At 60.9% G+C, this 16726-nt stretch carries 10 protein-coding genes; 7 read left to right on the forward strand and 3 right to left on the reverse strand.

Features of this window, described 5'->3' with window-relative positions; all coding sequences use genetic code 11:
• The first annotated feature begins 74 nt into the window (after nucleotides 1-74).
• Complete coding sequence (locus OHL18_RS04350) at nucleotides 75-2054, forward strand: metallophosphoesterase family protein (protein ID WP_263373600.1); 1980 nt, start codon at nucleotides 75-77, stop codon at nucleotides 2052-2054.
• 52 nt (nucleotides 2055-2106) lie between these two features.
• Here the strand turns inward: OHL18_RS04350 and OHL18_RS04355 are convergent, their stop codons facing one another.
• Complete coding sequence (locus OHL18_RS04355; RefSeq protein ID WP_263373601.1) at nucleotides 2107-4575, reverse strand: beta-galactosidase; 2469 nt, start codon at nucleotides 4573-4575, stop codon at nucleotides 2107-2109.
• Nucleotides 4576-4680: 105 nt separating this feature from the next.
• On the reverse strand, nucleotides 4681-8202 hold the full coding sequence (locus OHL18_RS04360; protein WP_263373602.1) for a carboxypeptidase regulatory-like domain-containing protein: 3522 nt from the start codon (nucleotides 8200-8202) through the stop codon (nucleotides 4681-4683).
• A 341-nt stretch (nucleotides 8203-8543) separates the two neighbouring features.
• Between OHL18_RS04360 and OHL18_RS04365 the strand changes: the two genes are divergently transcribed.
• The 3 genes from OHL18_RS04365 to OHL18_RS04375 all read left to right on the forward strand — a co-directional run bounded on the left by OHL18_RS04365 (nucleotide 8544) and on the right by OHL18_RS04375 (nucleotide 13457).
• The gene (locus tag OHL18_RS04365) at nucleotides 8544-11573 is read left to right on the forward strand and encodes a sensor histidine kinase (protein WP_263373603.1); all 3030 of its coding nucleotides are present in this window, start codon (nucleotides 8544-8546) and stop codon (nucleotides 11571-11573) included.
• Nucleotides 11570-12208 carry a response regulator gene (locus OHL18_RS04370; protein WP_263373604.1) on the forward strand — a complete coding sequence of 213 codons (639 nt, stop codon included), beginning with the start codon at nucleotides 11570-11572 and terminating at the stop codon, nucleotides 12206-12208. Before OHL18_RS04365 ends, OHL18_RS04370 begins: the two co-directional genes overlap by 4 nt.
• Before the next feature lie 172 nt (nucleotides 12209-12380).
• Nucleotides 12381-13457, forward strand: coding sequence for a glycoside hydrolase family 53 protein (locus OHL18_RS04375; protein ID WP_263373605.1), 1077 nt, complete (start codon nucleotides 12381-12383; stop codon nucleotides 13455-13457).
• Nucleotides 13458-13480: 23 nt separating this feature from the next.
• Here the strand turns inward: OHL18_RS04375 and OHL18_RS04380 are convergent, their stop codons facing one another.
• The gene (locus OHL18_RS04380; protein WP_263373606.1) at nucleotides 13481-13876 is read right to left on the reverse strand and encodes a cupin domain-containing protein; all 396 of its coding nucleotides are present in this window, start codon (nucleotides 13874-13876) and stop codon (nucleotides 13481-13483) included.
• Nucleotides 13877-13996: 120 nt separating this feature from the next.
• Here OHL18_RS04380 and lpdA point away from each other — a divergent pair, with 120 nt between their 5' ends.
• From lpdA to lipB, 3 genes are all read left to right on the forward strand, one after another.
• Nucleotides 13997-15418, forward strand: a complete 1422-nt coding sequence (lpdA, locus tag OHL18_RS04385; RefSeq protein WP_263373607.1) for a dihydrolipoyl dehydrogenase — start codon at nucleotides 13997-13999, stop codon at nucleotides 15416-15418.
• A 244-nt stretch (nucleotides 15419-15662) separates the two neighbouring features.
• The gene (locus OHL18_RS23220) at nucleotides 15663-15857 is read left to right on the forward strand and encodes a type II toxin-antitoxin system HicA family toxin (protein WP_396273892.1); all 195 of its coding nucleotides are present in this window, start codon (nucleotides 15663-15665) and stop codon (nucleotides 15855-15857) included.
• Nucleotide 15858: 1 nt separating this feature from the next.
• Nucleotides 15859-16575, forward strand: a complete 717-nt coding sequence (gene lipB, locus OHL18_RS04390; protein ID WP_263373608.1) for a lipoyl(octanoyl) transferase LipB — start codon at nucleotides 15859-15861, stop codon at nucleotides 16573-16575.
• Nucleotides 16576-16726: the final 151 nt, after the last annotated feature.

Consider the following 16726-nt stretch of genomic DNA (forward strand, 5'->3'; position numbering starts at 1 on the left):
TTTACGGCATGACTTAAGCCGTGCCCTTAAGCAAGACAGAGTATTCAACAGGTTCTCAGGAATGCTGGAGAGATATGCAGTCGAATTTGTGGAAGATAGTGGCGCTGATGGTTGCGGGAAGTGCCGGCATCGCCCCTGCACAGAATGTAACTCGCACAGGAACATTTGTTGCGGGAGCGCGCACGATGGTGATGGCGCACAATGCTTATCCCGATCATGGCAAGTATGCCGATCGGCTGGATCGCGCACTCGCGAGCGGAACGCCATTTGTCGTTGAAGAAGACCTGGCTTGGGTGAATGGCAAGTCGCTCATCTGCCATGGTCCGAAGAATTCGACGCCGGATGATCCCACGCTCGAGAGCTACTTCTTTCCGAAGGTGACGCCGGTGATGGAGAAGGCGCTTAGCGACGGCAACAAAGCCAACTGGCCACTGATCACGCTGTATCTCGACATCAAGAACGATCCACCGGAGCATCTGCAGGCGATCAACCAGATGCTGGATAAGTACAGCAAGTGGCTGACGATGGCAGAGAAGGGCCGCGACATCTCGCGCCAGGCGCCGCTGCACTATGGGCCGATGCTAGTGCTGGTTGAAGACAAGACCAACGACATCAAGCAGAAGTACTTTTACGATGACCTGCCGGTTGGCGGAAAGATCCGCGTGTTTGGATCGGCGATCAAGCCGGTTGAGAACCCGAAGTATCTGCCGAAGCAGGAGTTCGTGGATAGCCTGGTGAAGGTGCCGATCGATGAGGTGAACACGCAGCGGGCCGACAACTATCACCGCTGGTGGGGGATTGACTGGGCGTATGTCGAGAAGGGTGGCGAGGAGCATCACGGCGATTGGGGTGGCAACCAGGAAGACCGGCTACGCAACATCGTGGAGTATGGCCACCATCTCGGCTACCTGATGAGCGCGTATTGCCTGGATGGATTTACTGCGGCGGAGAACCAGGGATGGGAGGATGAGTACAACTTCGGATCTCTGGAAGCCGCGAAGGTGCGTTGGCAGGCTGCGCGCGAGGCGCACCTGGACTTCATCTCGACCGACCAGTATGAGACGCTTGCGAGCGCGCTGCGTGTGCCCGTTGACCACTCGAACGCGAAAGTCACCGCGGAGACGCTGTCGACGGAATCGCTGATCAGCAAGCCGGGGCCGAGCTTCCGTGTGGCGCAGGCGGAGCTATCGGAACAACCGACGGTGATTATCTTTGGCGACCAGCGGTTTACCGATCCGGCGAACGTGAAGGTCACCAATCCCAAGGTGCGCAACTGGCAGGTGCGGGAGATCGCGAAGCGTCATCCGGACGCGGTGCTGATGAATGGGGACGTGCCGTACAGCGGCGATGTAGTGAACGACTACGACGTCTTCCGTTCGGAGACGGCGGTGTGGCGCGACGAGCATCTGCATATCTATCCGGCGCTGGGCAACCATGAGTTCCACGGCGATCCACAGCAGGCGCTCGAGCATTGGTGGAACGCGTTTCCGGAGTACCGGGGCCGCAGGTGGTATTCAGTCGAGCTGGGCAAGTCGATCTATACGATCGCGCTTGATAGTGACACCTCGCTGATGCCTGGGAGCGACCAGCAGAGGTGGCTTGCCGACCAGTTGAAGCACCTTCCGGCGACGACGCGGTATGTCTTCATCAGCCTGCACCATCCTCCGGTTGCGGACTTTCAGACGCGATTCAATGTGAGCCACAATCCGCGGCCGAATGAGATTGCGCTGGGCGACTATCTCGAATCGGTTGCGCCAAAGATGAAGGCGAGGATCATCGTGAGCGCGGGGCATATTCACAACTACGAACGGTTCGAGCAGAAGGGCGTGGTGTACTTCGTCTCGGGCGGCGGGGCGGCTTCGCCGGTGCCGGTGGAGCGCGGCCCGGAGGATTTGTACCAGGGCAAGGATTTTCCGAACTACCACTTCGTTGAGTTCAGGCTGGTAGACGGAGAGCTGCAAGGGAAGATGTATCGAGTCGCCGACGCGGAGGCTTCAACGCCTGAGTACGAGGTGAAGGATACGTTCACGATTCCTCCTGTTGCGAAGAAGTAGATCGCGAAGAGCAAGTCAAACCGGGCGAGCGCGATGCGTTCGCCCGGCTTCGTTATTTGAGGGGAAGCGAGGACTCGTACTCGGGGATGAGCGAGGCGTGGATCAGTTTTGGGATCGCGCGGCTGAGGTTGAGTTTCTTCGAGGCGCTGTCGTCGAGGTAGATGGGAGCGTTTGTTGGCATGGGCAGGACTTCGAGCTTTAGATCGGCGGGTTTGCCGGGTGAGATGAAGCGGTCGATGCCGATCTCGAACGGCTGGCCGTTGAAGAAGTTGTCATCGAGCAGGGTGGAGGAGGAGTAGAGCCTTGCGATGTCGCCGGTGTTGTCGAGTCTCAGGAAGACGTTGCTGAGGCCGTTTACTCGGGGATTGGTGAAGGACAGTTGCCAGGTGCTGGCGTTGGTGAAGGCGGTGTCTGGGGGAACCAGAGCGACCTTCGTCTGGCGCCAGTCGAAGTAGGGGCCCATGGTCATGGATGCGATGGGTGTTGCGGTTTGGGTTGGAGTGACGGTGAGGTTCAGGTGCTGTTCGGGCTGGTGCGTGGTGTAGATCGACCATGCACCGTCGTGGGTCTCTGAGTTGGGGAGTGAGGGGAAGATGGCTAGGCGTTGGTCGGGCGAGAGGGTGGAGCGGAGGCGGAGGGTCTTGCCGTCGAAGAGGATGTCGGAGCGGGTCATGGCGAGGTGATCGTGCTGGTGGATTTGTAAGAGGGTGGTTTGCTCGGCTTCGTCCTGAGTGAGGAGGAGAAGGTGAGTCACTTTCCCTGAGTCATCGGTGAGTTGGAGGAAGTTCTTGAGTCCGGGCGTGAGGTTGGAGACGCGGATGGTGCCGTGGGAGCTTTCGATCTTTGCTCCCGGTGCGGTGAGGCTGCGGAGGTTGGAGGCATCGAAGCAGAGCTCTGGCGCGATGCCAGGGAGGGCGAATAAGACGATTGTGTCGCCCGTGGGCGTGTCGAGTTGGGTTAGGAGTTGGGCTGTGCTGTAGCGGAGGGTGGCGTTTCCGATGGGTAGATTTACTGGCCACGCGAAGTAGGTGTTTGCGGGGATGTTGATTGGGTTTGAGGGGACGAGGATGTCTTCTTTGGCGAGCTTGATGTCTACCTGGAAGGCTTTGCGCGCGGGCATGTCGAGCTGGCGGACGTAGTTGTTGACGAAGAGAAATGCTGATGTGCCGTTGGAGCGGACGGCTACGCGCGAGGCGGATGAGTCGGCGGGGTTGCGGGTGTGGTGCTCAGGCGCGAAGGCGGTCATAGGGGCGAGCGTTGAGCCGTAGGCGTTGAGGAAGAGATGGATCATGCGGGTCTTGCGGTAGGATTCGCGGGTCTGGCCGAACTCGCCGAGGGGAGCGCCGAAGTCGTAGGTGAGTTCGGGAAGGTCGTTGGGGAAGCCGGAGGCTACAGACTCTTGCAGCGTAGTGAGCTTGCCCTTGGGGTTGGTGCCGCCGTGGAACATGTAGTAGCCGTAGAGGTTCACGCCGGAGCCGATGCCGGTGAGGGTGAGGGCTGCGATGTCGTCGGAGGTGAGGACGGGGCGGCGATGATAGGCGGTGGCCATGCCTCCGCCCTGCTCGGCGGCGAAGTACGGGTCGTGCTTGAGGTCGACTTTGCCGGTGGGATCTTCGGAGGGAACGGTCGCTCCCATGTCGCCGAGTTCGCGATTGAAGTTGAAGAGGTAGTTCATGCTGGGCGGGAGGTTGGTCTGGGAGCCGAACCAGAAGCCGTCGGGGTAGCCGCCGGAGACGGGAACGACTTCGCGCGGGGGGAAGTCGAGCGAAGGCCATCCGGTGACGGAGAAGAGGGGTGGATCGATACCGGCGGCGATGGCTAGTTGCTTCAGCTTGAGGATGTGTTCGGCGCCCCGACCGGGGCCGTGAAGGCCGTACTCGTTTTCGAGCTGGGTGCCGATGATGGGGCCGCCTTGCTGGAACATGAGGCCGTGGACTTGAATGCCGATCTGATCGAAGAAGCGAGCGACGTAGCGGAGATAGGCGGGGTCGTTGGTGCGGGTATCGGGCAGTTTGTTGAGCCAGTCGGGGAAGCCTCCGTTGCGGGCTTCTCCGTGGGCCCATGGGCCGGGGCGCAGCCAGACGTACATGCCGTGCTTGGCGCATAGCTCGACGAAGTGGCGAAGGTCTCGCTGGCCGGTCCAATCGAATTGGCCTTCGACCTCTTCGTGATGGATCCAAAAGACGTAGGTCGCGATGATGTCGATGCCTGCGGACTTCATCTTGAGGATCTCGTCTTCCCATTCGCTCTCGGGAAGGCGGGAGTAGTGGAGTTCGCCCATGACGGGCAGCCAGGGCTTGCCATTGAGGACGAGGTAGCGGCTGTTGATCTGGAGGGAGTGGCCGTTGGGCGACGTGCCGCCCATGTGGAGGAAGCCGGTCTCGGGCGGGGCGATGGGGGTGGAGGCATCGACGACGATTGAAGCTTGCGATGCTGGTGCTTGTGCGGAGACGAGGGGAGAGGGGATACAGGTGGTCAGGAGAGCGGCGATCGAGAGCGTGGCAGACCTTATTTTTTTCATAGGATTCTCGTGGACTGTGCGGGCTAAACGCGGGCGGCCCGATTAAGAAAATTGCGGTGCCGGCATGTTCCGCCGGCACCGCTTGCAAGACCCTTTGGGAGGTCGCTAAAAGTAATATTTGGCGGCGAACTGGAAGCTGCGATGGCCGGTGCGGGTGCTGGTGATGCCGGCGGATGCGGCGTTGGTCGGCGCGGTGTTGATATCGGTGAAGCCCATGTAGAGATTGCTGTCGAAGGGCTGGTAGGTGTCGAAGCCGCGGTTGAGGAAGTTGAAGGACTGGGCACGGATTTCGAGACGGCTGGACTCGCGCATCTTGAACTCCTTGAAGATGCCGAGTTCGTCGTTGAAGTAGGCAGGGCCGTGGATGTAGGGGAGGCGGAAGGCGCCGTTGTGGCCCTCGTAGGGAGCGGTGAAGCAGTTCGGGTTGAAGTACTGGTGCGCCTTCAGGCCCTTGGCGGGGTTGCAGGTGACGATGGGGACGGCGACTTCGTCGGGCGTGCCAGCTACAGAGTCGCCGGAGATGGTGACGGTAGCGTTCGGATAAGCGGCTCCGGCGGGGACGACGTTTGCGGGATAGGTGCCGTAGATGCCGATGATCTGGTTGCCGCCGTACTCGTTGTGGAGGACGCCGTTCTGGGCGATGTCGGTGAGCGGAGTACCGGAGCCGTACTGTTCGATGCCTGAGATCTTCCAGCCATCGAGAGCGGCGTTGCCGAGCTTGGTGTTGCCGAGATACTTCTGGCTGACGTGGGGCAGGATGAGGTAGTACGAGACGTTGACGGCCTGCGAGCGATCGAAGGGCGCGGGGTTGTAGCAGTTGTGCTCGTCGAAGGTGTCTTCGCAGTTGTAGGCGAGGGCCTTGCCGTAGGTGTAGGTGAGCCAGGCGTTGAACCAGCCCTTGGAGCGCGAGGCGGTGAACTGGAGCGAGTTGTAGTTGGAGCTGAGGTTATGAAGGTTGACGCCGATGTCGCCGTAGCTTTTGTAGGTGCGGTTCAGTTGCTGGTAGTAGTTGCCGCCAAAGTAGGGTCCACCATCGTTTGCGGTCGTCTCGGAGCCTAGAGGCACGGTGTTGAGGGTGCTGTATCCGTTGAGGTGCCGGGTGGTGTTGCCGACGTAGCTGGCTTCGAGATGTACTGCCTGGGGCAGGTTGCGGGCGACGGCCAGGTTCCAGGAGTAGGTGACGGCGGGCTGGTGATCGGTGGGAAAGGCGCTGCCGTAGACCACGCCGGGGTTGGACGCAGGGTCGATCGTCGAGGCGGTCGCCAGGGTCAGGGGAGTGTCGGAGCCGGTGTAGTAGCTGAAGACTTTCAGATTAGGCGGAGCTCCGACGGCGGAGAAGGCGTTGGTGCCGGGGTCGACGTAGTAGTTGGTGCCGAAGCCGCCGCGAACGATGGTCTGGCCTGTGCCGTTGACGTCGTAGGCGAAGCCTGCGGACGGGGCGAACTGGAAGCTGAGCGGCTTCGCGCCCGAGATGGGGATGGCGGAGTTGGTCGCGTGGGTCTGCATGCCCGTGTAGGCGGTAATGGGCGCACTCGGGTCATAGGCGGCGGGATTGAAGACGGCGATCTTGCCGTCCTTGTCGTACCACCAGGCGATGTGGTCGAGGCGCGCACCGTAGTTGACGGTGAGGCGGCTGCCGATCTTCCAGGTGTCCTGGCCGTAGAAATCGAAGCGCTTGTTGATCATGTGCGCCATGATGTTCTGGCTGCTCTGGGCGTAGCCTGCGATGCGGCCGACGTAGAGGTCGGAGAACTCGTTGCCGGTGCTTCCTGCGACGTAGGTTCCGGCGCTGACGGTTCCGTTATCGTTGCCGGTGGTCTGGTTGTTGTAAGCGGCGTAGACGTCGTAGAAGCCGAAGCGGAGGATGTGGCGGCCGAGGACCTTGGTGATGCCGTCGGTGAGGGTGGTGGTGTTCTGGACGGTGTTGAAAGGAGGAGCTTCGCCGCCGGGGATGTAGAGGCCGGGGGTGGAGGTGAAGCTGACGTTCGGCAGGATGTCGGAGCCGGGGTAGACGTTCGCGTAAGGGTAGGAAAGGCCGGTGCGGGAGACTGCCGCTTCGTTGTCGATGGAGATGCGGAGGTTGAAGCGGGTGTAGGCGACGGAGAGCTCGTTGGTGAGCGATTGGGTAATGGTGTTGACGAGGTTGAAGTTGAGCGAGTTCGAAGCGTTGCGACCGATCTGGTCGGCGGGGTAGGGGATCTTGGCGAAGTTGACGGTGTTGTAGGGGCCGTAGGGCGCGGGGACGTTCTCGTTCTCGTGGTTGAAGCGGCCGGAGAGGTGGATGCGCTCGGAGATGCTGTAGTCGAGCTTCAGGTTCTCCTGGTTGCGCGGATCGGAGGTGACGAGATCGGTGATGAGGTTGTTGCCGGCGGAGTTCGTCGATGGGTCGGCGTTAGGTAAAGGAAAGGCGTTGAGCAGGATGAGGCCGCCGGGATCGACTGCGGCGGGGTTGAGGGTGCCGTTCTGGCAGGAGGGGCTGTTGTAGTAGTTGCCGGTGCAGGGTTGGTTGGACTGGTAGTAGTGGCGGTACGTCGAGCCAGCGATTGCGCCGAGTTCCGCGGGAGTGAAGAGGCCTTTGCGCATGTCGGCGGTGGGGACGAGAGCGGCCTGCGCTCCGAGGTCGACGTGCTGCTGGGTGAACTCGGCGGCGGCGAAGAAGAAGAGCTTGTCGCGGTTCTTGTTGAAGTTCGAGTGCGGGAACATGACCGGGCCGCCAATGTTGACGCCGGGATAGTAGAAGCTGGAGTTCGCGCGCGGAAGGCCGAGCTGCTTGTTGTAGGCGTCGTTGGAGTTGAAGACGCTGTTGCGGGCGGTCATGTAGGCTTCGCCGTGATACTGGCTGCCGCCGGACTTGGTCTGGGTCTCGAAGACGATGGGGCCGTTCGGCTGGACGGAGGAGAAGGCGCTGGTCTCGACCTTGGCCTCGGAGATCATGTCGACGTTGGGGGTGACGGCGGCGGCGCCGGCGGTGTTGAGGTCGGTCACGGGAGCGCCATCAGAGACGATCTGGACCTGGTCGAAGCGGTTGCCGTTCACGGTATAGGTGCTGGAGTTCTGGCCGAAGCCGGCCTGCTCGCGGTTGTAGGAGCCGGTGAAGTTGCCGGTGTTGGAGGCTCCGGGGATGAGGTCGAGGAGCTCGATGGCGCTACGGCTCTCGATGTTGAGGTTCTGGATCTGCTTGTCGGTGAGGGTGTAGGACTGCTCGCCGGAGGTGGTCGGGGTTACGTTATCAGTGTCGGTCGTGACGGTGACGGTGATGTCGCTGCTGGCGATGGAGAGAGGGATCTTCGGCAGGTCGAGCTGGTCGTTGATGTGGACGGCGATGCCGTTCTGGCGGGCGGGGCGGAAGCCGTCGGCGGAGACGAGGATGTCGTAGGTGTCGGGCGGGATGGCGACGAAGTTGAAGGCTCCGCTGCTGCTGGAGGTCGCGGTGCGCTGGACCTTGCTGGACTCCTGGATGAGGGTGACCTTCGCGCCGGGGATGATTGCGCCGGAGGGGTCGGTGATGGAGCCGGAGAGCGTGGCCTGGCCTGCCTGGGCGAGGAGGCGGGTTGCGGGTGCTCCGACGAGTGCGAGCGTGATGATTGCGGTTACGGCTGGCCTGAAAGTGAAGATGCTTCTGAACATCGTTGTTTCCTCGATTTTCTAAGCCTGTTGCCCTTCCCGATGGATTGGGAAAGATTCAGGACTGTTTCCTATTGGTTCAGGACTGTTGTTTTGCGCGAAGACGACAGTACGCGTATCGGAACACGATGGGGAACATACGAAAGTATGCGCAGAGTGATTTCGTTTGAGGTTCTTAAGGCCCGGCTGGGAGAGGGCTTACGTTCCCACCCATCGCGAGGAACAGAGGCGCGATGGATGGGGCACCCGGACGTTGTACCCGGGCTTTAGGTTTCCTCACGTTGTGAGGCAGGTGATATGGGCGTGGCTTGTGTATTGCGGCGGTGCGAGCGCAGAATCGGAGCGTGTCTACGAGAACAAGGCGGGTTGTCGGGTCGTTTGTGCTGCTGCTGTTCGGCCTTGGGGCGGGCTGGGCGACGGCGGGAGCGACGCAGCCTGCGAACGCGGCTTCGCCGTCGCTGGCGAACTATGCGGCTCGAGTGTGGCAGACCAAGGATGGGCTTCCGCAACAGACGGTGCAGGCGGTGGCGCAGACGCCAGATGGATTTCTGTGGATTGGAACTACCGGCGGGCTGCTGCGGTTCGATGGCTCGCGATTTGTGCTGTTCGATCGAAGCACTACGCCAGCGTTCCAGGAGAACAGTGTCTTCAGCTTGATGACGGCGCGTGATGGGACGTTGTGGATTGGCAGCGAGGGTGGAGGGCTGCTTCATCTTGAGAATGGGGCGTTTCACCGCTACGGTGTTGCGGAAGGATTGGCCGATGGTTTTGTGAGGACGGTGCTTGAGGATCGTGAGGGAACGGTCTGGATTGGGACCGATAATGGCTTGTTCAGGCTGCCGCATGGCACGGGGCGGGTGGTGCGAGTGGATGGCATGGGTGCGATTCCGCTGCTGACCGTGCACTCGATTACGCAAGCGTCGGATGGGGCGATCTGGGTGGGTGGCTCGCAGTTGCTCGCGATTCGCGATGGGATCGCGACGAACTGGCCGCTGGCGGGGGAGTACAGCGAGACTACGGTGAAGTCGATCCTGCAGACGCGGGACGGCAGCATGTGGGTCGGGACTGTCTCGGGGTTGCAGTGGTTGCCGAAGGGTGGAAAACGGTTTGAACGATTCGCGGGGATACAGGGCACGGTGCGCGTGCTTCGCGAGACGAGCGATGGGACGCTGTGGATTGGGACGATTGGCCAGGGGGTGTTTACCTTGCGCGGCGGGCGTCTGGAGTCGATTGAGCGGAGCCAGCCGGGGGTCCTGAATCTGCCAAGTAAGACGGTGCTTAGTTTGTTTGAGGACTCGGAGCATAACCTTTGGCTAGGGACGCAGGCGGGGGTGGCGCGATTCAGCCGGTCGTCGGTAAAGCTGGTGCCGCTGCCGAATGCGTCGGACTCGGACTTCGGGACGATCTCGCTGGATAACGATGGGACGCTGTGGGCAGCGAGTACCGGGCTGTCGCATCTGGTGCATGGCGTGGCTACGCCTTCGGTGTTTCCAGAGCTAAAGGGCGCACGGGTACGCAATGTCTTTCGTGGGTCTGACGGAGCGCTCTGGATTGGCACGGATGGGCGCGGATTGTTTCGGCTGGGCAAGGGGCCGGCGGTGCATTACACGATGGCCGATGGGCTGGTGAATGACTTCGTGCGCGGCATTCTGGAGACGCGGAGCGGCGATCTTTGGATCGCAACCGATGGGGGTGTGAGCCGGCTTTCAGGAGGCGTGTTTAGCAGCTACAAGGTGAAAGAGGGGCTGGTGTATTCGAGTGTGCGATCGATGTTGCAGGACCGCTCCGGCGAGGTTTGGTTTGGGACGGACCGTGGGGTGAGCCACTTCGCGGACGGGCGGTTTGTGCACGATGCGGTGACTGCGGCTCTTGCGGCGGAGAAGGTGTGGGCGATCCATCAGAGCGCGAGTGGAGCGTTGTGGTTCGGGACTCCTGACAACGGGCTCTATCGCTATGTCACGGGTGATGCCAAACTGACCCACTACAGCACCGAGCAGGGGCTTGCCAGCGACAGCATCTATTCGATTCTTGAGGACGCGAGGCAGCGGTTCTGGATGAGCGGTGCGGGTGGGGTCGCGGTGGTCTCGGTCGCGGACCTGGAAGAGATGGCGAGGCATACGCGGACGAACTTGTCGCAGCGGTTTATCGCTGTGGCTGAAGGCGGGAGGCTGTCGCCGCTTTATGGTGGGACGCAGCCCTCGGGTGTGATCACTGCGGATGGCGATGCCTGGTTCCCGACGAGTCGAGGGCCGGTGCAGTTCTTTGGCGATGAGAGTGAATCGTCGCCGCCGCCGAAGGTGTTTCTCGACGAGGTGGTTGCGGATGGGCGTACGCTCTCCGCGCAGCGGGGGCCGATCGAGTTGAGTGCCAACAATCGGAACCTTGAGATCTCTTATGGATCGATCCTGCTTGCTCCGCAGGATGCGGTGCAGTTTCTGTATAAGCTCGATGGCTTTGAGGATACGTGGCGCTATGGGACGAACCGCCGGGTTGCGGACTATACGAATCTACCGGCGGGGCACTATACGTTTCGCGTGAGGGCGCTCGATGGATCAGGGCGCATGACGGAGCGGACGGTTGCGCTTTATAAGCAGCAGTACTTTTTCCTGACGTGGTGGTTTCTTGGCTGCTGTGTGGCTGCGGTTGCGTTGCTGATCTGGTGGGTGCATCGCGAGAAGCTGCGGCGAGTCGAGGCGGCGTTTCAAGCAGTGCTACAGGAGCGGGCGCGGCTGGCGCGGGAGATGCACGACACGTTGATCCAAGGCTGCGCTGGGGTCTCGCTGCTGCTTGAGGCTTGCAGTATTGAGACGGGTGGGAACTCCGCGCAGGCGGAGCTGCTGGACTATGCGAGGACGCAACTTGCGTCTTCGATGGATGAGGCGCGGCAGGCGGTTTGGAACCTGCGCGGCGAAGAGTCGCTCGACTTTGGTGAGACGTTGAGGAAGCTGGCGGAGCGGGTGAATCGGTCTTCGAATATCGAGGTGGAGTGCGTGATCGAAGGCAGTGCGTATGACTTTCATGCATCAGCGATTCACGAGGTATCGATGGCTAGCCGCGAGGCGATCTATAACGCGCTGCTGCACGCAAATCCGACGCGGGTGGATGTTCGGGCGTGCTTTCGCGAGGAGGAGTTCACGTTGTCGGTGGTGGATGATGGATCGGGGTTCGAATCGTCGGATAGGATTCCGCAGGGGCATTATGGGCTGATGGGGATCAAGGAGCGGATCAGCCGGCTGGGTGGGAGCGTGAAGGTCGAGAGTGAGAGGTCGCGTGGGACAAGTGTTTCTATTCATCTGCCGCGTGCGGCGGTGTGCTCGCTGGTGCCCCGGGAGGCTGCGCTCGAGAAGCATCCGATGGGTGAGGTGACGCGATGACTCATGCAGTGCAGGCGCCGCCTATTCGATTGATGTTTGTGGACGATCATCCCATCGTGCGGATTGGGCTTGCGGCGCTTATTGGGACTCTGCCGGGGATGGAGACGGTCGCGCAGGCGGGCAGCGGGCGCGAGGCCATCGCGTTGCATCGCGAACACGCGCCGGATGTAACGCTGATGGACCTGCGGCTTCCCGACATCAGCGGCGTCGAGACGATTCGGACGATCCGCGCGGCTTCGCCGGAGTCGCGGTTCATCGTGGTGACGACGTATGAAGGGGACGAGGACATTCACCAGGCGCTGCAGGCGGGGGCGAGTGGATACATCATCAAGGGGCTGCCGCATAATCTGCTGGCGGAGGCAATCAAGCGCGTCCATGCAGGTGGGCGCTACCTGCCGTCCGTGGTGAAGCGTACGCTGGCGAGCCGGACGCCGAACTCGGACTTGAGTGCGCGGGAGCGGGAGATATTGGCGAGGATTGCACAGGGGAAGAGCAATCGCGAGATTGCGGCGGAGCTTCAGCTTGCCGAGATCACGGTGAAGGTCAGGGTCTCGGCGATTCTGGAGCGGCTTGGGGTGAATGATCGGACTGAGGCGGTTGTGGCTGCGCTACAGCGTGGGCTGCTGCATTTGTAGAACGTGTCTAACAAGTTCGAGATTGGGTTATTTGCGGCGTTTAGAACGTCAACAAGAGCAAGGGCGAAATGCGGGGGTCTCTCCACTACGCCACGCGATAAAGCCGCGTGGCTCCGGTCGAGATGACGGGTTTTAGAAGGGGTCGACAAGGTTCGCCCAGGAGAGGATGTCGATGCGTCTGTGTTCTTTGCTACTGCTGTTTGGATTGTCGATTGTGCCGATGACTGCGCAGCCTGGGGGTGCTCCGACGGCTGAGGCGAACGGTCACGCCGCAACGCGTGCGCCGTACTTCATCAACGGGGCCGATGTTTCTTTCTTGCGCGATCTTGAGTCGAAGGGCGTTGTCTTCAAGGATGGAGGACAAGCGAAGCCGGGACTCGAGATTCTGCGTAGCCATGGATACAACTGGATTCGGCTGCGCATCATGAACGAGCCGTCGCCGCTGCCGAATACGCTTGCTTACACGCTGGCGGAGGCGAAGGCTGCGAAGGCGCTTGGCTTCCGGCTGCTGCTGGACTTTCACTACTCCGATGACTGGGCGGACCCGGAGCATGAGAGGACGCCGAAGGCGTGGGCGAAGCTATCGCATGACGAGCTGGTGAAGGCGGTCTTCAACTTCAGTCGCGATACGGTGACCGCGTTCCGGCTGCAGGGCACGATGCCGGACATGGTGCAGGTGGGCAACGAGGTGACGGCGGGGATGCTGTGGCCGGATGGGAGGCTTCCGGATCGATGGGAGCAGTTTGCGGAGCTGTTGACGGCGGGCGTTCGCGGAGTGGAGGCAGGCAAGGGGGATCTGCCGCGGCCTGCGATCATGATCCACATCGACAGAGGCGGAGACATTGAAAGGACGCAGTGGTTCTATGACCACCTGATCGTGAACCATGTGCCGTTCGACGTGATTGGGCAGTCGTACTATCCGTGGTGGCAGGGGAGTCTTGATGATCTTCGGAAGAACCTTGCGTTCATGGCTACGCGTTATAAGAAGCCGATCATTCTTGCCGAGACCGCGTACGACTGGGAGTATGGCGAAGACTTTGCGGGCAAGAAGCGAGAGTTTCCGGAGACTCCGGAGGGTCAGCGCGAGTACCTGGCTGCTGTGGTGGATGTGGTGAAGCAGACGCCTAATGGATTAGGTCGAGGGGTGTTCTGGTGGGAGCCGATGGCGGAGGGGGCGATCGCAAAGCGAGGCATCTTTGATGATGAGCACAATGCGTTGCCGGTGATTCAGGTGTTTGATCGGCCGTAGGTCTTTGTGACGAGGCTGGGGCGCTACTTCTCTTTCTCCAGTTCGACGACCATGACTTCGATGGGCTTGCCGGAGGCGTTGACGTCCTGATGGAGGGCGCCAGCGGGCATGGCGGGTAGCCAGTAGGCTTCGCCGACCTTGAGATTGATGGTCCGGGTATCCCCGGACTGTTCGACGATCTTGAGTGTGCCCGGGGCGAGGGCTACGAGGACGCGGGGATGGTCGTGGTGGTGTAGCGGAAGCGGCGTGCCGGGCTGGATGGTGGTTCGCCAGACTTTGACGGCGTCGTTCTCGAATTGGGTGACGCGATGGGTGCTTGCCGGTGGTGCCGGTGAAGAGGCTGCCTGAGCATTGGCGACGAAAGGTGTGGCGGAGAGTATCAAGCAAAGAGCGAAGGCGGCAGGCATTGAAGTGGGCAACTGTCTTCTCCTCGTGGCGGATAAGAATGGATTATCGTCCGGGAGATGGTGAAGATGCGAATTAAATCGATGGGCGTAAAATTGGAATTGTTGCGAATTCGGTAGGAATGGAGCAATTTCTTGGCAGAGACGATCTTCGATGTGGTGGTGGTGGGTGGTGGTCCGGCGGGGTATACGTGTGCGATCCGGGCGTCGCAGTTCGGGTTGAAGACGGCGCTGATCGATGCGAATGAGCGGCTGGGCGGGACTTGCCTGCTGTGGGGCTGCATTCCGACCAAGGCGATGCTATTTTCGGCGGAGCTCTGGGACCACCTGAAGCATGCGGAGAAGTACGGGATCGACGGCGTGAGCGATCCGAAGCTGAACTGGAAGAACCTGATCGCGCGCAAGGACGATGTGATCTCGCGGCATACCAAGGGTCTCGACTTCCTGATGAAGAAGAACAAGATCACGGCGATCAAGGGTTATGGGCGGCTGACGGGTGCGGCGAAGGATGGTGTGCACTCGGTTGAGGTGAAGTCGGCTGATGGCAAAGTACAGACCGTGAAGGCGAAGAAGGTTGTGCTGGCGATGGGCTCTGATGCTCGTATGCTGCCGGGATATACGGCGGACGACACGATCATGACGAACATCGAGATTCTGAAGACGGAGAGTTTCCCCAAGTCGCTGGTGGTGATTGGCGCGGGCGCGGTGGGTGTGGAGTTTGCCTCGGTCTTCAAGAGCTTTGGGGCTGAGGTAACGATCATCGAGGCTCTGCCGCGGCTGGTAAACGTCGAAGACGAAGACATCAGCAAGGAGCTTCTGCGGCTGTATAAGAAGCGCGGCTTCGAGATGCATCTTTCGGCGAAGGTGGACAAGCTGGAGAAGAACGAGGGTGGCGTGCTCGTGCACTTCACGACTTCGGACGGCAAGGGCGCGACCAAGCAGGCGGAGAAGGTGCTGGTTGCGGTTGGCCGCGCTCCGAGGACGTATGACGCGGGGCTGGACAAGACGAACATTGCGCTCGATCGTGGATTTATCCCAGTGAACGAGTGGATGGAGACGACGGAGCCGGGCGTTTATGCCATTGGCGATATCGTTGCCGGGCTGCCGCAGTTGGCGCATGTCGGCGGGATGTCGGGGCTTGTCGTGGCGGCAAAGCTGGCGGGCAAGTACGCCAAGCCGGTGCGGCGTGACCGGATTCCTGGCTGCACGTACTGCGATCCGCAGATTGGTTCGGTTGGCTTGACCGAGGCGCAGGCGAAGGAGAAGGGCTACCAAGTCAAAGTCGGCAAGTTCCCGTTTGTGGGGAACTCGAAGGCGACGATTCTCGATGCGCATGACGGGTTTGTGAAGGTGGTGGCGGACGCGAAGTATGGGGAGATCCTGGGCGTACACATCATCGGGCCATATGCGACGGAGATCATCGCGGAGTGCGTGACGGCGCTGGAACTCGAAGCTACCGTCGAGGAGATGATGTTTACCGTGCATGCGCACCCGACTGTGGCGGAGGCGTTGCTGGATGGGTTCTCCAGTGTCGAGGGGCTGGCGGTGAACGTTTAGTTTCGCGTTTCTATTGGTCGGCGGAGGTTGAGATGCAAAACGAGTTCACGGCGGTGATTGAAAGAGATGGTGAGTGATTTGTCGGCTGGTGCCCGGAGGTTCCCGAGGCAAACGGACAGGGTAAGAGCGTCGAAGAGTGCCGCGAAAACCTTGCCCAGGCGATTACTCTCATTCTCGAAGACCGCCGTGAAGATGCGTTTCGCGGATTGCCCGCTACTGCGCTTCGCGAGCCACTTATTGTCGGATGAAGCGCGAGGATCTATTGCGTCATCTTAGAGTCAACGGGTGGTATCTGAAGCGGGAGGGCGGCTCTCATTCGCTATGGGTGAACTCGACCACGGGTGCTATACAGGCCGTGCCTCGTCACAACGAGATTGCGGATATGCTGGCAAAGAGTAATTGCAAGCGGCTCGGTATTGCTGAGGCGGGTCGGCGCTAATTTGTTTCTTCATCTGGTTTCACTGGGGCGAATTTCGTACACGGATGGTCTGCGTGCGCAGGAACGCGTAGTGGCTGCGCGGAAGGCGGGGGCGATTGGGGATGCGCTGCTGCTGATGGAGCATCCGCCGGTGCTGACGCTGGGGCGCAACTCGGGGCGGGGGAATGTGCTGGCTTCGGATGAGGAGCTGGCGCGGCGCGGAGTGGAGCTCTATGAGACCAATCGCGGCGGGGATGTGACGTATCACGGGCCGGGGCAGTTGGTGGGGTATCCCATCTTCGATCTCAGGGGGGATTTGCCGGGGAAGAAAGGGCCGCATCTGGGGCCTGTCGATTTTGTTCGGTTAATTGAGGAGGTGCTGATCCGGGCTTGTGGGGAGTTCGGCGTGATGGCGCAGCGGGTGCCGAAGCGAACGGGAGTCTGGACGGTTGGGGGCGGTTCCGTTCTGGAGAAGAAGATCGCGGCGATTGGGGTGCATGTGTCGCAAGGAGTGACGTCACATGGGTTCGCTCTGAATGTGACGACGGACCTGCGGGACTTTCAGTGGATTGTGCCGTGCGGGATCTCCGACCGCGAGGTGACGAGCCTGGAGTTGGAGGCGGACCGGGTGCCTTCGATGGACGAGGCGGAGAACGCGGTGGCGAAGAGCTTCGGGCGGGTGTTTGGGCGGCAGATGGTGGCGGTGGGGTCGGTTGATGAGTTGGTGGGCGCTTCCTGAGAGACCGGGTTGCGGGATGTTGCTGGGCGATACAAATGCGTGGGGCTTGTCGCTTCTGGTGCTTTGGTAATGTCTCAGCATGGCACCTTCCGGTGATTGCTGGAGAGAATCTGCTCGCTTACCCTACAGACCTAGCGTGTGAGGATTAGTC

The sequence above is a fragment of the Granulicella aggregans genome (genome assembly GCF_025685565.1).
Taxonomy (GTDB): Bacteria; Acidobacteriota; Terriglobia; order Terriglobales; family Acidobacteriaceae; genus Edaphobacter; species Edaphobacter aggregans_B.